This is a genomic window from Nonomuraea sp. NPDC005501, assembly GCF_040605905.1.
In the GTDB taxonomy this organism is placed as follows: Bacteria; Actinomycetota; Actinomycetes; order Streptosporangiales; family Streptosporangiaceae; genus Nonomuraea.
Genome location: NZ_JBEXDT010000012.1, coordinates 96007 through 112980, shown reverse-complemented (window position 1 = coordinate 112980; position 16974 = coordinate 96007). Strand labels below are relative to the sequence as shown.

Genomic DNA, 16974 nt, shown 5'->3' with positions numbered 1-16974 from the left:
CAAAAACCATCACCAAAACAAAACACCAGTCAATAACCCCCGCCCCCCCCCCCCCCCCGGCCGCCCCCCCCCGGGGGGGGCGCGCCGCCGCTCCTCGGGGGGCACGGGGTCAGGGGCGTTCGGTCTCCAGGCGGACCGTCTCCTCGATCGACGGGGCGCCGAGGGTGCGCGCCGCCGGGTCGAGCGGCCGCAGGTAGGTCTGCTGGACGCCGGGCACCCGGTCCTCGACCACGAACGTGGCCTTGGTGTGGACCTCGGCGCCGGGCTGGCGGACCTGCGGCACGACCTTGAAGTCGGCGGTGAGGGCGTCCCGCTCGATCCTCGTCAGGACGTAGCCGCGCTGGTTGTTGTAGAACTTCAGGTGCGGGTTGATCTTGAGGAACGGCTGCGAGGCGGGGTCGGAGTCGGCGCCGTCGCCGCCGGTGGTGATCGAGGTGGTGACCAGCTCGGAGCCGACCGAGGGTCCGGTCGGGTCGTCGTAGTCGAGCTTGAGGTCGCTGGCCCAGTGGGCGTGCACGTCGCCGGTCAGGACGACCGCGTTGCGCACGCCGGCGTCGACCCAGCCCTGGGTGATGCGGCGGCGGGAGGCGACGTAGCCGTCCCACGCGTCCTGGCTGGTGATCTTGGCGGGGCCGGCGTTGTTGTCGCGCTGGGCGAAGAACACCTGCTGGCCGATGATGTCCCACTGGGCGCGGGACTTGTGGAAGCCGTCGATCAGCCACGCCTCCTGCGCGGAGCCGGTGATCGACCGGTTGGGGTCGACGGCCTCGGGGCAGTCGCGGTAGCCGTCGCCGCAGCCCTGGTCGTCGCGGTACTGGCGGGTGTCGAGCATGTGGAACGTGGCCATGCGGCCCCAGCGGATCCGCCGGTAGAGCTGCATGTCGATGCCGCGCGGGATCGAGGTGCGGCGCAGCGGCATGTTCTCGTAGTAGGCGCGGAAGGCGGCCTCGCGGCGGGCGAGGAAGTTCGGCTGCGGCACCTCGGGCTTCTCGGGGACCTCGTCGGCCCAGTTGTTGTCCAGCTCGTGGTCGTCCCACACGACCAGCCACGGCGCGGCGGCGTGCGCGGCCTGGAGGTCGGGGTCGGCCTTGTACTGGGCGTGGCGCTGGCGGTAGCCGGCCAGGGTCTCGGTCTCCGGGCCCTCGTGGTCGCGGACGTTGCCGCCGGGGATGGTGTAGGTGTCGCGGGCGTACTCGTACTGGTAGTCGCCCAGGTGCAGCACCAGGTCGGGGCGCTCCTCGGCCAGGCGCAGGTACGAGGTGAACAGGCCGTGCTCGTACTGGGCGCACGAGACGAACGCCATGGTGAGCGGCACGCCGTACGCCAGCGGGTGGGGCGCGGTGCGCGCGCGGCCGACCGGCGAGACGTACGGGCCGACGCGGAAGCGGTACCAGTAGTCGCGGTCGGAGCTCAGGTCGTCCACCTCGACGTGGACGCTGTGTCCCCACTCGGGCGCGGCGACGGCGACGCCGGTGCGCACGACGCGGCGGCCCTTCTCGTCGGCGTAGACCTGCCACTGCACGGTGAACGGCCGCTGCGGCATGCCGCCGAGACCGTCCTCGGCCAGCGGCTCCTGGGCCAGGCGGGTCCACAGCACGAAGCCGGAGTGATCGGGGTCGCCCGAGGCGACGCCCAGGGTGAACGGGTCGGTCCGCAGGCCCCGCGAGGCCAGCGACCGGGCGGTCTCGGCGGCGGGGCCGGAGGTGGGGCCAGGGGTGGGATCGGCGTGCGCGGCTCCGGCGGGGAGCGCCGCGGCGGCTCCGGCCGCTAACCCGGTGACGAGGAAGTGCCGCCGGTTGAGCTGGGACATGCGTGGCTCCTGGGACGATCAAGGGTGGAGGACGTCCCGTAGCCTGACTGAGCACCGTGACGCCCCGGTGAACGCCACACAACACGAAAAAGGCGACATCCTTCGTGGATATCGCCTTTTCGGAACTTTCCCTCATGGAGGCCGGCGCCCGCCGTGCAGGATCATGCCTTATGACGGCGGTGCGACCTGCTGCGACGCGCCGATGATGATCGACGCGTCGCGTCCGGCCACCCGTTCACCGAACGGCAGCGGCCTCCGAACGGGTCACCAGCCGCGCTCGGCCAGGCGGTGCGGCTGCGGGATCTCGTCGACGTTGATGCCGACCATGGCCTCGCCCAGGCCGCGCGAGACCTTGGCGACGACGTCGGGGTCGTCGTAGAACGTCGTGGCCTTGACGATGGCGGCGGCGCGCTTGGCCGGGTCGCCCGACTTGAAGATGCCGGAGCCGACGAACACGCCCTCGGCGCCGAGCTGCATCATCATCGCGGCGTCGGCCGGGGTGGCGATGCCGCCCGCGGTGAACAGCACGACCGGCAGCTTGCCGGTGCGGGCCACCTCGGCGACCAGCTCGTACGGCGCCTGGAGCTCCTTGGCGGCGACGTACAGCTCGTCCTCGGGCAGCGAGGTGAGGCGCTTGATCTCGCCGCGGATCGTCCGCATGTGGGTGACGGCGTTGGAGACGTCACCGGTGCCGGCCTCGCCCTTGGAGCGGATCATGGCCGCGCCCTCGGTGATGCGGCGCATCGCCTCGCCGAGGTTGGTCGCCCCGCACACGAAGGGCACGGTGAACTGCCACTTGTCGATGTGGTTGGCGTAGTCGGCCGGGGTGAGCACCTCGGACTCGTCGACGTAGTCCACGCCCAGCGACTGGAGCAGCTGGGCCTCGACGAAGTGCCCGATGCGGGCCTTGGCCATCACCGGGATCGACACCGCGGAGATGATGCCGTCGATCATGTCGGGGTCGCTCATCCGGGAGACGCCGCCCTGCGCGCGGATGTCGGCGGGCACGCGCTCCAGGGCCATCACGGCGACCGCCCCGGCGTCCTCGGCGATCTTCGCCTGCTCGGGGGTGACGACGTCCATGATGACGCCGCCCTTGAGCATCTCGGCCATGCCGCGCTTGACGCGGGCCGTTCCGGTGACGGGGCCGGTGGCCGGCCCGGGGGTGGACGGGGCTTCGGGCGTGCTGCTGGACACGGTCTTCCTCACGAACTCTCTGGTCGGGTGTGCCGCGCCCGTCGTCCCGTCGCCGGGGGTCGGGGCCGGCTGCCTCTTCTGCGCCTACAGTCAGTTATCAAACCCATGGTAGGTCCTGAAGGGGCCCGCCCCCGACACACCACAATGTCACGATATTTCGGGATATTTGTACGTCACGGAGTGACGGGCTTGCGGCTCGCCAGCGCGACCCACACCTGACCCGGGGAGAAGTTCATCGGCTCGCCGCTCTCGGTCGTGAATGTCGTGCCCTCCTCCTCGGACTTCCGCTCCCACCGCGCCTTGTACGCCTTGCCGTCGCGCAGCACGATCGCCGAGCCCTTGCCGACGGAGTGGACGAGCGGCGTGTAGCTCTGGTTCTTGTCGTGGAACTCGGAGCGCTCGGTCTTGGTGTACTGCACCACCACCGTGGGCGCGCCGAGCTGGCCGCCCTCGGCCGCCATGTCCTTCTTGCCGTCCTGCCAGATCAGCCACTGCTTCTTCTCCTCCGACCAGGCGAAGGTGAAGCGCGCGCCGGGCCAGCGGACCGTGTACGACGACTTGTCCACGCCGCCCTCGGCCGGGGCGTCGCCGAAGGTGAATCCGATGTCCTTGGCCTTGCTCGCCTTGGGCGCCTTGGCCAGGAGCTGCTTGGTGTTGGCGAACAGGTTGTACGGGGCGAAGCGGCCCGGCTGGCGGAAGTACGCCCCGGGGGCCCGGCTGTCGGAGACGTCCCACAGCGACGCCTGCGCGATGAAGGGCAGCATCTTGGTCTGCGCGCCCGAGTAGGCGAAGGCCGGCTTGCCGAACTGCGGCACGATGTGCAGGTCGGAGATGCGGGCGCTGCGGACCGGGCCGACCTTCGGCGGGAGCTTGGACGAGAAGATCGCCATGAGCCGGGTCAGGCCGGCCTCGACCTGCTCGACGTAGACGATGTCGGCGCTCTTGAGGCCGAGCTGCGGCTTGCCCGCGGCGGTGTTCTCGATCTTCACGGCGAGGACCGGCTTGAGGGCGCCGGTCGGCTTCCCGGTGAAGGGGTGCAGGTCCGGCTCGGCCGTCGGCTCCTCGGCGGCCGGCGAGGAGGTGGCGGCCTGCGGGACCTTGCCGGGCGCGGGCTCCTCCGACGAGCAGGCCGCCAGGGGCGGCACGACGGCCGCTCCCGCCAGCGTCACGGCGATCAACCGGGATAGGCGCACCTGTACGACTCCTCCGCTTAGGCCCGGAAAATGGAAGAAGCTTACCGGCCGGGCCAAATCGGGGTCATTCAGTTGCCATGGCCGCCGGAGGATCGTCGTCTATCTCGAAGAACTCGGGGAACTCCGTGTGCCCGGCCAGCCGCAGGGTCCTGGCCAGCCAGCGCCGCTGGGCCGTGCGCGTGACGCCCACGGCGTTGTTGTAGAAACGGCGGGAGTAGACGACCTTGGCCACGGCCGCGTCGAGCTCCTCCAGCAGGTCGGGGCCGCCCGGCGCCTCCGACAGCTTCTCGCGGAACCGTTCCTGGTCCACGGCCGCGCGCAGCGCGCGGGACAGGTCGCTCTCGGCGTGCTCGCGCTCCTCCGGCCCGGCGATGCGGGCCTCGTGGGCCGCCGCGGCGAGCACCAGCGAGGTGGCGGGGTCGAGCAGCCGCGAGCCCGCCAGCTCCAGCACGACCGCCCGGCGCCGCACCAGCGCCGCGTCCAGCGCCTCGCGGGCCAGCTCCAGCCGGATGTGCAGCCGGTCCAGGCGGCCCGCCCGCCAGGAGACGTAGACGGCGGTGAGCACCACGACGATGCCCACGACCAGCACGATCAGGGTGGACGTCACAGATCTTCCTCCACGCGGCCGACCACGGCCGGGACGTCTCGTGTCACAGGTCCTCCTCGACGCGGCCCGCGCCGGCCGTGGTCACCGTCTCGTACACCCGGACCACGTCGCGCGCCACCGTCGACCAGTCGTACTTGCGGACCGCGACCAGCGCCTCCTCGGCCAGCTTGGCCCGCCGCTCGGGGGCGTCGAGGAGCGCCGCGGCCTCGCGCGCCAGCGACGAGGGGTCGCCGTTGGCGAACAGCGCCCCCGCCTGCCCCTCCCCCAGCACCTTGCGGAACGCCGGGATGTCACTGGCCAGCACGGTCGCCCCGGACGCCATCGCCTCGGCCAGCACGATCCCGAAGCTCTCTCCGCGCGTGTTGGGCGCGCAGAAGACGTCGACCGAGTGGTAGGCGCGGATCTTGTCGGCCTCGCTGACCATCCCGAGCACGGTGACCCGGTCGTGGAAGTCCTTCGGCACCCGGTCGTAGACGTCCTTGGCGTCGCCGGGCCCGGCGAGCAGCAGCTTGAGGCCGGGCCGGGCGGGGGCCAGCTCGGCGAAGGCGTCCAGCAGGATCGGCAGGCCCTTGCGTTCCTCGTCCATGCGGCCGAGGAAGCCGATCGTGGACCCGTCGGGCCCCCACCCCTCCAGCGGCTCGGCGTCGGCGTAGCGCGCCACCGTCACCCCGTTGGGGATGAGCACGGTGTCGCCGCCGAACTGCTCGACCAGGCTCTTGCGCGCCGCGTCGGACACCGCGATGCGGCCGCTCAGCTTCTCCAGCGCGCTGCGCAGCAGCGGCTCGGCCACGGCGATCGCCCGCGAGCGGGAGAACGACGCGTGGAAGGTCGCCACGATCGGCCCCCTGGCCGCCCAGCACGCCAGCACGCCGAGGCTGGGGATCAGCGGCTCGTGGATGTGCAGCACGTCGAACTCGCCCGTGCGCACCCAGCGGCGCACCCGTGCCGCCGACAGGAACCCGAACGACATCCGCGCCACCGACCCGTTGTACGGCACGGGCACCGCCCGGCCCGCGCCCGCCACGTACGGCGGCAGGTCCTCGTCGTCGGCGGCCGGCGCGATGACCGACACCTCGTGGCCCTGGGCGATGAGCGCCTGCGCCAGGTCGTCGATGTGCTGCTTGACCCCGCCCGGCATGTCCCAGGAGTAGGGACACACGATGCCGACTCTCATGGCGCGGCTCTCATCGCGGGAGATCCTCCAGCCAGAGGCGTTGCAGCATGTGCCAGTCCTCCGGGTGGGCGGTGATGCCCTTCTCGAAGACGTGGGCGAGGCTCTGCGCCATCGCCGCCACCTTCTCCTGCCGGGTGCCCTCGGCGGGCACCGGGATCTCCTCGTGGATGTCGATGCCCCAGTCGTCGCCGTGGAAGTAGACGGTGGCCGGCAGCAGGGCCGCCCCGGTCTGCACCGACAGCAGCGGCGGTCCGGCCGGCATCTTGGTGTGGGCGCCGAAGAACTCGACCTCGACGCCGCTCCTGGTCAGGTCGCGCTCGGCGGGCAGGCAGACGATGCCGCCCCGCCGTACGCGGATGGCGAGGGTGGCGAAGTTGTGGCCGTCGCCGCCCGTGAGCGGCAGCACCTCCATGCCGAGGCCCTCGCGGAAGGCGACGTAGCGGCGGAACAGCGACTCGGGCCGCAGCCGCTCGGCGACCGTGGCGAACGGGTGGCCGACGCCGACCAGCCAGGCGCCCGCCTGGTCCCAGTTGCCCATGTGCGGCAGGGCCAGCACGACCCCGCGGCCGGCGGCGACGGTGTCGAAGATGTGCTCGCCCCCGGTCACGTGGGTGCGCCGCACGATCTCCTCGACCGGCATGGACGGCAGCCGGAAGATCTCCTCGAAGTAGCGGAAGTAGGAGCGCATGCCCGCCCTGCTCAGCTCGCGCAGCTCGGTGCTGCCCGGGGCGAGCCCGGTCACCCGCGCCAGGTTGGACTCCAGGCGGAGCACGGACCTGCCCCGCCGTGCCCACAGCCGGTCGGCGGCGAACCGGAACGCGCCCCTGGTCAGCCGGCGCGGCAGCAGCGGGACGAGGCGCCAGCCCGCCGCGAACCCCGCGGCGACGGCCCTGTCGGTGACGGACGCCTTCTCGCTCATCGCTCCCTCGTCTGCCGGTGGACGTGGACCACGCGCTGCACCACGGTGACAGCGCTGGCCGCCGCGAGCAACCACATGCCGGCCGCCAGCACGTACGGCACGCCGAGCCCGGCGAGGAAGCTGGCCACCAGCGCCACCACGAGCCGTTCGGGCCGCTCGGCCACGCCCACGTCGCAGGTCAGGCCCAGCCCCTCGGCGCGGGCCTTGGCGTAGGACACCAGGGTGCCCGCGACCAGGCAGAACAGTGTGACCGACGTCATCAGCAGGTCGTCGAGCGAGATGAAGTAGAGGATCAGCCCGCAGAAGATCGCGGCGTCGGCCACCCGGTCGAGCGTGGAGTCGAGGAAGGCGCCCCATGTGCTGCCGCCCCCGCCGCCGAGCCGCGCCACCACGCCGTCGAGCAGGTCGAACAGCACGAAAACGGTGATCACCAGCGCGCCGGCGGCCAGCAGGCCCAGGGGATAGAACAGCAGGGCCGCGACGACGGTGCCGAGAGTGCCGATCGCCGTGACGGTGTTGGGTCCGATCCCGTGGCGGACCAGGGCCCTGCCGAGCGGGGTGAGTATCCGGGTGACGGCCGGACGCAGGAGTTTCAGCATCGCGGTCCGATCGTAGGCCATCCCGGGCCCGGCCACTTTCTTTGCCTCCTCCCCCTTGTGATATCCGCCACACGGGTATTTGGTGAACACACCGCGTCTGTCCATGCGGTCCTGTTCACCCTCCGCGCGGGCGCGGCGTTGGAACTCAACCGACGACACGGGAGAGGAAGCCCGGCCGGGTGCCTGGCCCCAGGTCAGGCCGACGGAGCGGGCCGGCTCGTCCCACGAGACCGGAGGCGATGTGGCGGACAAGAATCCCGGCGCGGCCATGGGAGCCGCGGGCAGGGCACCATCGGCCGACAGGGCGGACGCGATACGCAACGTCGTCCTGGTCGGCCATTCGGGAGCGGGAAAGACGACCCTCACGGAGCAGCTTCTGACCGCCACCGGCACCGTCCAGCGGGCGGGCCGGGTCGAGGACGGCAGCACGGTCAGCGACTTCGACGAGGTGGAGGTGCGCCAGCAGCGGTCGGTGAACCTGGCGCTGGCGCCGCTGACGCACAACGGCGTGAAGATCAACCTGCTGGACACCCCCGGTTACGCCGACTTCGTGGGCGACCTGCGCGCCGGCCTGCGCGCCGCGGACGCCGCCCTGTTCGTCGTCTCGGCGGCGGAGGGCGTCGACGGGCTCACCCAGATGCTGTGGCAGGAGTGCGCCCGGGTCGGCATGCCCCGCGCCGTCGTGATCACCAAGATCGACCACCAGCGGGCCGACTTCGACGAGGTGCTCGCCGCCTGCCAGGACGTCTTCGGTGACGGCGTCGCCCCCCTCTACCTGCCGGTCATCACGAACGGGCACGTGAACGGCCTGATCGGGCTGCTGTCACAGAAGTTCTACAACTACGCCACCGGCGCCCGCACGGAGAAGGACCCCGGAGCCGAGTACGAGAGCCGGATCGAGGAGCACCGGGGCGTCCTCATCGAGGGGATCATCCAGGAGAGCGAGGACGAGTCGCTCATGGACCGCTACCTCCAGGGCGACCCGATCGACACCAAGGTGCTCATCGAGGACCTGGAGAAGGCCGTCGCGCGCGGCAGCTTCTACCCCGTGCTCTGCTCCGGCATCGGCGTCGGCGCCATGGAGGTGCTGGAGCTGATCACCCAGGGGTTCCCCTCGCCGCTGGAGCACCCGCTGCCCGAGATCACCACGGTCGACGGCAAGCCGGTCAAGGACGTCTCCTGCGATCCCGACGGGCCGCTGGTCGCCGAGGTCGTCAAGACCACGAGCGACCCGTACGTCGGCCGCATCAGCCTCGTGCGGATCTTCTCCGGCACCCTGCGCCCCGACATGACCGTGCACGTCTCCGGGCACGGCCTGGCCGAGCGCGGCCACGAGGACCACGACGTGGACGAGCGCATCGGCACCCTCACCTGCCCGCTCGGCAAGCACCAGCGGCCCGTCCCCAAGGCCGTCGCGGGCGACATCGTCGCCGTCGCCAAGCTGTCGCGGGCCGAGACCGGCGACACGTTGTCGGAGGTGGAGCGGCCACTGCTCATGACCGCCTGGCAGATGCCCGACCCGCTGCTGCCCGTGGCGATCCAGGCCAGGTCCAAGGCCGACGAGGACAAGCTGTCGCAGGCGCTGGCCCGGCTCGTCGCCGAGGACCCGACGCTGCGGCTGGAGAACAACCCCGAGACCAAGCAGCTCGTCCTGTGGTGCATGGGCGAGGCCCACACCGACGTCCTGCTCGACCGGCTGTCCAAGCGGCACGGCGTCGAGGTGGAGCGGGTGGAGCTGCGGGTGCCGCTGCGCGAGACGTTCGGCGGCAGGTGCCAGGCCATGGGCCGCAACGTCAAGCAGACGGGCGGCCACGGCCAGTACGCCATCTGCCACATCGAGGTCGAGCCCCTGCCCTCCGGCGGGGGCTTCGAGTTCGTGGACAAGATCGTGGGCGGGGTGGTGCCGCGGCAGTTCATCCCGTCGGTGGAGAAGGGCGTGCGCTCCCAGATGGAGCGCGGCGTCGTGGCCGGCTACCCGATGGTGGACGTGCGGGTGACGCTGTACGACGGCAAGGCGCACTCGGTGGACTCCTCCGACATGGCCTTCCAGATCGCGGGGCAGCTCGCGCTGAAGGAGGCCGCCGCCAAGGTGTCGACGCTGCTGCTGGAGCCGGTGGACGAGCTGTCGGTGCTGGTCGCCGACGACCACGTGGGCTCGGTGATGTCCGACCTGTCGTCACGGCGCGGCCGGGTGCTCGGCACCGAGCCGGTCGGCACGGGCCACACGCTGGTCAAGGCGGAGGTGCCCCAGCTGGAGATCATCCGGTACGCCATCGACCTGCGGTCCATTTCCCACGGGACGGGGACGTTCACGCGCACGTTCCTGCGCTACGAGCCGCTGCCGTCGCACCTGGCGGGCAAGGTCGCCGCCGAGTGAGGGCCGGAGAGGCGTGCCTCCCGGGGGCACGCCTCTGACCCCTCACATGCGATTCACTCCGGCATCACGAATCGATTTCTCTTTTCGGGCCGGAGCATCCGGGAGGCGATGCGAGACTGGGGACATTATGCGAACCGGACGCCCTCTGCTCGCCGCCGCCGCGCTGGCCGTCCTCACCACCGGCGCCGCCTTCCTGTTCGGCCCCGGCCCCGGTGAGCCGCCCGCGGCGGGATCCGCCAAGAAGAAGACGACCGGCGCGCCCGCCGCGGCCTGCACGGCCGACGCCCGCTACCCGAAGCGGCAGCTGCGCGGCCTCTGGATCGCGACGGTCAAGAACATCGACTGGCCCTCCCGTACGGGGCTGACGCCCGAGCGGCAGCGCGCCGAGTACATGAAGATCCTCGACGGGGCGGTCAAGCGCCGGTTCAACGCCGTCTTCGTCCAGGTGCGCCCGGCCTCCGACGCGCTCTACCGCTCCCCCATGGAGCCGTGGTCGCAGTACCTGACCGGCACCGCGGGCAAGGACCCGGGCTGGGACCCGCTGCCGTTCCTGGTCGAGGAGGCGCACAAGCGGGGGCTGGAGTTCCACGCCTGGTTCAACCCGTACCGCGTCGCCGACGACACGGACCTGGCCAAGCTGCCCGCCTCCCACCCGGCGCGGCGCCACCCCGGCTGGACGGTCACCTACGACGGCCGCCGCTACTACAATCCGGGCCTGCCGCAGGTGCGCGAGCACGTCGTCAAGGTCGTCACGGACGTGACCAAGCGCTACGACGTCGACGGGATCCACTTCGACGACTACTTCTACCCGTACCCCGGCTCCGGCGGCACGTTCGACGACAAGGCGGCCTTCGCCAAGTACGGCAAGGGCCAGAGCCTGGCCGACTGGCGGCGCCAGAACGTCAACACGCTGGTCGCCGAGGTCGACGCGGCCGTCCACGCGACCAAGGGGTACGTCAAGTTCGGCATCAGCCCGTTCGGCATCTGGCGTAACAAGGCCCAGGACCCGGCCGGCTCCGACACGACGGGCATGTCGGCCTACGACAGCATCTACGCCGACGCCCGCGCCTGGATCAAGGCGGGCACGGTCGACTACGTGCTCCCGCAGCTGTACTGGCCGCGCGGCTTCAAGGCGGCCGACTACCGGGTGCTGACGCCGTGGTGGGCGCGCCAGGTCAAGGGCACCGGCGTCGACCTGTACATCGGCCAGGCCGTCTACCGGGTCGGGGCGCACGACGACAAGGCGTGGACCCGGCCGGGCGAGCTGTCGGCGCACCTGACGCTCAACCGCAAGTACAAGCAGATCGAGGGCGACGTCTACTTCAGCGCCAAGAACGTCATGGACGACCCTCTCGGAGCCATGAGCCGTCTGGCGGCCGACCACTACGCGCGGCCCGCGCTGCTGCCGCTGATCAAGGAGCGTGGCGGCGCCGCCCCGGCCAGGCCGGCGGGCCTCAAGGCGGCGGGCGCCGCGCTGACGTGGACGCCGGCGCAGGGGGCGCGGTCCTACGCGGTCTACCGGCTGCCCGGCTCGGGCGCCGACTGCCACACCACGGACGCCCGCGACCTGGTGGCCGTGGTCACCGCGCCGTCGTTCACCGCGCCCAAGCCGGGCACGTACCTGGTGACGGCGCTGGACCGGCTCCAGCACGAGAGCGACGCGGCCACGGTCACGGTGCGCTGAGGGCCACCGCTGAGGACGTGGGTCAGCCCCAGGCGCTCGCGAGGACGTCGCGGGTGTCGCGCAGGAGCTGAGGGAGCACCTTGGTGCGGGCCACCACCGGCATGAAGTTGGTGTCGCCGCCCCAGCGCGGCACCACGTGCTGGTGCAGGTGCGCGGCGATGCCCGCGCCGGCGACGTCGCCGAGGTTGAGCCCGACGTTGAATCCCTGCGCGCCCGACGCCTTGCGCAGCGCCCGCAGCGCCCGCTGGGTGAACTCCCCCAGCTCCAGCACCTCGGCCCGGTCCAGCTCGTCGTAGTCGGACACGTGGCGGTAGGGCACGATCATGAGGTGACCCGAGTTGTACGGGTAGAGGTTGAGCACCGCGTAGACGACCTCGCCGCGGGCCACGACCAGGCCGTCCTCGTCGCTCATCCGCGGGATGGCGTCGAAGGGGCACCCGTCGCCGGGGCCCGTGCCGGTCGGCTTGCCCTCGCCCTTGATGTAGGCCATGCGGTGCGGCGTCCACAGCCGCTCGAAGTTGTCGGGGTCCCCCGCTCCAGGCTGATCGTGCATATCTAGCAGCATAGGGCTCCCTCCGGGATGCGCTCCTTCCCCGTGGTCGCCGAACACCCCGGCTCGCCGCGTCGTCGCTATTCCGGAGGGTGGACCCGGATGACGACCAGCCTGTCGCCGGCCTGGAGCGTGGCGGCGCGCGGGTCGGCGTAGGTCATGATCTCGCGGCCCCGCACCACGGCCACCACGATCTCGCCCGCCGCCTGCGTGGGCCGGCCCGTCTCGCCGGCGCGCACGTCCCGCTCGTAGAGGTCGAGGCCCTTGCCGTAGACGAGGAAGTCCTCGATCAGCGAGCTGACCGCCGGGCTCTGGGTGGCCACGCCCAGCATGCGGCCGGCCGCGTCGGAGGAGGTGATCACCACGTCGGCGCCGCTCTGCCGCACCAGGGGGTCGTTCTCCGCCTCCCGCACGGCGGCCACGATCGTGGCGGTCTCGTTGAGGCTGCGGGCGGTCAGGGTCACCAGCGCCGTGGTGTCGTCGCGCTGGGTGGCGATGATGACCTCCCTGGCCGTGCCGAGGCTCGCGCGCCTGAGCACCTCACCGCGCGTGCCGTCGCCCACGACACCGGTGAAGCCGTCACCCGCGGCCTCCTCGATCGCCGCCCGGCTCGGGTCGACCACGACGATCGAGTCCTTGGACCGCTCGCTCTCCAGCAGGGTGCGGATGGCGGCCCGGCCCTTGGTGCCGTAGCCGACGATCACCGTGTGGTCTCGCAATCTGGCTCTCCATCGCTGGATTCTGATGGCGTCGCGCGTGCGCTTGGTGAGCACCTCCAGCGTGGTGCCGACCAGCACCACGAGGAACGCGATGCGCAGCGGCGTGACCGCCACGATGTTGACGACCCGCGCCTCGGTGGTGACCGGCGTGATGTCCCCGTAGCCGGTCGTGGAGAGCGACACCGTGACGTAGTAGAGGGCGTCCAGCGGGGACACCGCTCCGTCGGCGTTGTCGCGGTAGCCCTCGAGGTCGATCAGGACCAGCGCGTACATCGCCAGCAGGATGAGCAGCGCGACGGCCATCCGGCGCAGCACCGCCCGCAACGGGCTCAGGGCGGGGGAAGGCAGCCGCACCCCGAGTTCCGTCTCGTCCTCCTGCATACGGATGATCGTAGTGGCCGGCAGCGGGACGCCCGGCTGGATGACTCCGGCCGGGCGTCCCGTCACACTGCTCGCCGCACCCGCTCGTGCGGATCAGACCTGGATCCGGCGCTCCACCGCGGAGACGATCTCGTCGACCGCGTCGTCCACCGGCACGCCGTTCTTCTGCTCGCCGTTGCGGTAACGGAACGAGACCGCGCCGTTGGCGATGTCGTCGTCACCGGCCAGCAGCATGAACGGCACCTTGGCCTTCTGCGCGTTGCGGATCTTCTTCTGCATGCGGTCGTCGGCCGTGTCGACCTCGATCCGGATGCCCCGCTCGCGCAGCCGCTTGGCGAGGTCCTGCAGGTAGGGGGCGTGGGCGTCGGCGATCGGGATGCCGACCACCTGGACCGGGGCCAGCCAGGGCGGGAAGGCGCCCGCGTAGTGCTCGGTCAGCACGCCCAGGAAGCGCTCGATCGACCCGAACAGCGCCCGGTGGATCATGACGGGCGTCTGCCGGCTGCCGTCGGCCGCCTGATACTCCAGGCCGAAGCGCTTGGGCTGGTTCAGGTCGAGCTGGATGGTCGACAGCTGCCAGGTGCGGCCGATCGCGTCCCTGGCCTGCACGGAGATCTTCGGGCCGTAGAAGGCCGCGCCACCCGGGTCGTCCACCAGCTCCAGCCCGGACTCGCTGGCCACCTGGTGCAGCGCCTGGGTGGCCTCTTCCCACTCGGCCGGGTCGCCGATGAACTTGTCGGAGTCGTCGCGGGTGGACAGCTCCAGGTAGAACTCGTCCAGGCCGAAGTCGCGCAGCACGCTCAGCACGAACCGCAGCAGCGACTTGATCTCGTCGGCCATCTGCTCGCGGGTGGTGTAGATGTGCGCGTCGTCCTGCGTCATGCCGCGCACCCGGGTCAGGCCGTGGACCACGCCCGACTTCTCGTAGCGGTAGACCGAGCCGAACTCGCACAGCCGCAGCGGCAGCTCACGGTAGGACCGCCCGCGCGCCCGGAAGATCAGGTTGTGCATCGGGCAGTTCATCGGCTTGACGCGGTACTCGATGCCCTCCAGCTCGAAGGCCGGGAACATGTCGTCGGCGTACCACGGCAGGTGGCCGGAGGTCTCGAACAGCGACGACTTGGTGATGTGCGGGGTGTTGACGAACTCGTAGCCGGCCTCGGCCTGCCGGCGGCGCATGTAGTCCTCCATCTCCTTGCGGATGATCCCGCCCTTGGGATGGAAGAGCGGCAGGCCGCTGCCCAGCTCCGGCGGGAAGCTGAACAGGTCGAGCTCCGCGCCGAGCTTGCGGTGGTCGCGCTTCTCGGCCTCCTCCAGCAGCTTGAGGTACTCGTCCTGCTTGTCGCGGGACTCCCAGGCGGTGCCGTAGATGCGCTGGAGCTGCGGGTTCTTCTCGCTGCCGCGCCAGTAGGCGCCGCCGGAGCGCATGAGCTTGAACGCGGGGATGGACCGGGTGGACGGCACGTGCGGGCCGCGGCACAGGTCCTTCCAGCGCAGGTCGCCGCTCCTGGCGTCGAGGTTGTCGTAGATGGTGAGCTGGCCCGCGCCGACCTCGACGGACTCCTCGTCGGCGGCGCCGCCCTTGAGCCCGATGAGCTCCAGCTTGTACGGCTCGCCGGCGAGCTCCTGACGCGCCTCGTCGTCGCCGACGGGGCGGCGGGAGAACAGCTGCCCCTCCTTGACGATCTCCCGCATGCGCTTCTCGATGCGCTTGAGGTCGTCGGGCTGGAAGGCGTGCTCGACGTCGAAGTCGTAGTAGAAGCCGTTCTCGACCGGCGGGCCGATGCCCAGCTTGGCGTCGGGGAACAGCTCCTGGACCGCCTGCGCCATGACGTGGGCGGTGGAGTGGCGGACGATGGCCCGGCCCTCGTCGCTGGAGATGTCGATCGGCTCGACCACGTCGCCGTCGGCGAGCACCCAGGCGAGGTCGCGCTGCTCGCCGTTGACCCGGGCGGCGACGACGGTGCGGCCGTCGGCCTCGAGCGCGTCACCGGCCGTCGTGCCGGCCGCCACCACACGCTCGGCTCCGGCGCGGGTGATGTGCAACTCGGCTGACACGGTGGCTCCCTGATGCTAGGCGCCGGGTGGCCCGGATGGCGTCCGGCGGTGATGGACACCGATGCTATCGCGGGTGATACCCCAGCCTGGTCAGTGCTTGGCGGCTGCCGTCGAACACGTTGCGGTCCACCGGCCGGCTGGAGTACTGGTGGATCGTCCACGCAGCCCACGGCGACGGCACCTGCGGCGCTCCGCGCGGATGGCTGGGGCTGGCGATCCACAGCGGGTAGTCGCCGAGCCCGGCGCAGTGGCCGCCGTGCGCGAAGTTCGGGAACGTGTAGATGAACGGGCGTATGCCCGCGTGCCGCTCGACGTAGCGGCACCAGCGGCGGGCGTGCCGGGCGACCTGTTCGGGCCGCAGGCCGTCGCTGGTCTCCAGGTCGATCGCGATGAGGTCGCCGCGGCGCAGCCCGCCGGCCTCGCGCAGGGTGGCGAGGAAGTGGCGGGCGTGCTCGGCGGGGTCGCCCTTGGGCCGGGCGAAGTGGTAGGCGCCGCACACGACCCAGTTCTCGCGCATGCCCTGCCAGTTGCGGCCGAAGAACTTGTCGGTGAAGTCGCCGCCCTCGGTGGCCTTGGCGAAGGCGAAGGCGACGCCCTCACCGGCGTGGTGGGCCCAGTCGACCCGGCCCTGCCAGTTGGACACGTCGATGCCATGCAGCAAGCGCTTCACCTTGCGGAAGTCTAGGCGGGCGTCTCCCGGCGGGGCCCCCGACGCGCCGTCAGAGGAGCTGACGGAGCAGGGCGAGGGTGCGGTCGCGCCTGGAGTACGGCGAGGCCACGAAGTCCGTCACGCCGGCCCGGCGCAGCTCCTCGATCTGGCCGCGCACGGAGTCCTCGTCGCCCACGATGGCCACCTCGCCGGGCCCGGACACGCCCTCCTTGTCGAGCATGGCCCGGTAGGACGGGAGCTGGCCGTACGTGGCGAAGACCTCGTCGGCGCGGGCCCGGGCGGCGTCCGCGTCGTCGGTGACGCAGACCGGCAGCATGCAGACGACGCGGGGCCGGGAGCGGCCGGCCTCCTCGGCGGCGGCGGTGATGGCGGGCACGACGTGCTCGGTCACGGTCTTGGGGCCGGTCATCCACAGCACGGTGCCGTCGGCGCGGGAGCCGGCCAGCTTGAGCATGCGCGGCGCGAGGGCGGCGATGAGGACCGGCAGGCCGGCTCCGGGGGTGCTCAGCCGGATGTCGGCCTTCAGCGTCTCGCCCTCGGCGCGGACGTGCTCGCCGCGGACGGCGGGCAGCAGGATGTCGAGGTACTCGGCCATGTGGCGGGCCGGGCGCTCGAAGCTGTAGCCGAACATGTTCTCGATGACGACCTGGTGGGACAGGCCGATGCCGAGCGCCAGCCGGCCGCCGAGCGCGGCGTTGGCGGTCATCGCCTGCTGGGCGAGCGCGGCCGGGTGGCGCGGGTAGGTCGGCACGACGGCGGTGCCGAGCTCGATGCCGGGGGTGCGGGCGCCCGCGACGGCCAGGGCGGTGAGCGCGTCGAGGCCGAAGATGTGCGAGAGCCACGCCGAGGCGAAGCCGTCGTCGCGCGCCGCGGCGATGCTGTCGCCCAGGTCCTTGAGCGGATCCGGTCCCGTGGTCTCGTTCAGCAACAATCCGATGCGCATGGCCACCGAGCTCCATTCTGTTCTGGTGATCGCGAGTCTAACCGCGGGGGCCGGGACGGTCCGCCACGCGACACGGGAGATCGCCGGGGGTGC

14 protein-coding genes are annotated in these 16974 nt (G+C 71.6%); 2 read left to right on the top strand and 12 right to left on the bottom strand.

Annotated elements, in window-relative coordinates:
- Nucleotides 1-109: 109 nt before the first annotated feature.
- From ABZS51_RS09830 to pgsA, 7 genes are all read right to left on the bottom strand, one after another.
- Nucleotides 110-1810 carry an alkaline phosphatase D family protein gene (locus tag ABZS51_RS09830; RefSeq protein WP_355438210.1) on the bottom strand — a complete coding sequence of 567 codons (1701 nt, stop codon included), beginning with the start codon at nucleotides 1808-1810 and terminating at the stop codon, nucleotides 110-112.
- A 264-nt stretch (nucleotides 1811-2074) separates the two neighbouring features.
- Nucleotides 2075-3007 (bottom strand): pyridoxal 5'-phosphate synthase lyase subunit PdxS, encoded by a 933-nt coding sequence (gene pdxS, locus ABZS51_RS09825; RefSeq protein WP_310712357.1) that lies wholly within the window; start codon nucleotides 3005-3007, stop codon nucleotides 2075-2077.
- 173 nt (nucleotides 3008-3180) lie between these two features.
- Nucleotides 3181-4200 (bottom strand): DUF3048 domain-containing protein, encoded by a 1020-nt coding sequence (locus tag ABZS51_RS09820; protein ID WP_355438208.1) that lies wholly within the window; start codon nucleotides 4198-4200, stop codon nucleotides 3181-3183.
- Nucleotides 4201-4264: 64 nt separating this feature from the next.
- A complete protein-coding gene (locus ABZS51_RS09815; RefSeq protein ID WP_310712359.1) occupies nucleotides 4265-4807 on the bottom strand; it encodes a hypothetical protein in 543 nt (180 codons plus the stop codon).
- A gap of 43 nt (nucleotides 4808-4850) precedes the next feature.
- On the bottom strand, nucleotides 4851-5981 hold the full coding sequence (locus ABZS51_RS09810) for a glycosyltransferase family 4 protein (RefSeq protein ID WP_310712360.1): 1131 nt from the start codon (nucleotides 5979-5981) through the stop codon (nucleotides 4851-4853).
- A 10-nt stretch (nucleotides 5982-5991) separates the two neighbouring features.
- A complete protein-coding gene (locus ABZS51_RS09805; RefSeq protein WP_310712361.1) occupies nucleotides 5992-6900 on the bottom strand; it encodes a phosphatidylinositol mannoside acyltransferase in 909 nt (302 codons plus the stop codon).
- Nucleotides 6897-7499 (bottom strand): phosphatidylinositol phosphate synthase, encoded by a 603-nt coding sequence (pgsA, locus tag ABZS51_RS09800; RefSeq protein ID WP_310712362.1) that lies wholly within the window; start codon nucleotides 7497-7499, stop codon nucleotides 6897-6899. Before pgsA ends, ABZS51_RS09805 begins: the two co-directional genes overlap by 4 nt.
- Before the next feature lie 268 nt (nucleotides 7500-7767).
- On the opposite strand from pgsA, the gene ABZS51_RS09795 reads away from it, so the two are divergent.
- On the top strand, nucleotides 7768-9876 hold the full coding sequence (locus ABZS51_RS09795) for an elongation factor G-like protein EF-G2 (RefSeq protein WP_355438218.1): 2109 nt from the start codon (nucleotides 7768-7770) through the stop codon (nucleotides 9874-9876).
- A gap of 127 nt (nucleotides 9877-10003) precedes the next feature.
- The gene (locus tag ABZS51_RS09790) at nucleotides 10004-11560 is read left to right on the top strand and encodes a family 10 glycosylhydrolase (protein ID WP_355438205.1); all 1557 of its coding nucleotides are present in this window, start codon (nucleotides 10004-10006) and stop codon (nucleotides 11558-11560) included.
- A gap of 22 nt (nucleotides 11561-11582) precedes the next feature.
- Here ABZS51_RS09790 and ABZS51_RS09785 read toward each other — a convergent pair whose 3' ends face one another.
- The 5 genes from ABZS51_RS09785 to ABZS51_RS09765 form a co-directional block, all read right to left on the bottom strand.
- Entirely contained in the window at nucleotides 11583-12113 is a 531-nt protein-coding gene (locus ABZS51_RS09785) for an HIT domain-containing protein (RefSeq protein ID WP_355438203.1), read from the bottom strand.
- 77 nt (nucleotides 12114-12190) lie between these two features.
- A complete protein-coding gene (locus tag ABZS51_RS09780) occupies nucleotides 12191-13210 on the bottom strand; it encodes a potassium channel family protein (RefSeq protein WP_355438201.1) in 1020 nt (339 codons plus the stop codon).
- A 93-nt stretch (nucleotides 13211-13303) separates the two neighbouring features.
- Nucleotides 13304-15268, bottom strand: coding sequence for a threonine--tRNA ligase (gene thrS, locus ABZS51_RS09775; protein WP_355438199.1), 1965 nt, complete (start codon nucleotides 15266-15268; stop codon nucleotides 13304-13306).
- 64 nt (nucleotides 15269-15332) lie between these two features.
- Entirely contained in the window at nucleotides 15333-15938 is a 606-nt protein-coding gene (locus tag ABZS51_RS09770; RefSeq protein ID WP_310712367.1) for a GH25 family lysozyme, read from the bottom strand.
- Between the two features lie 49 nt (nucleotides 15939-15987).
- Nucleotides 15988-16881: a TIGR03564 family F420-dependent LLM class oxidoreductase gene (locus tag ABZS51_RS09765; RefSeq protein ID WP_310712368.1), complete on the bottom strand. Its 894-nt coding sequence runs from the start codon at nucleotides 16879-16881 to the stop codon at nucleotides 15988-15990.
- Between the last annotated feature and the right edge of the window lie 93 nt (nucleotides 16882-16974).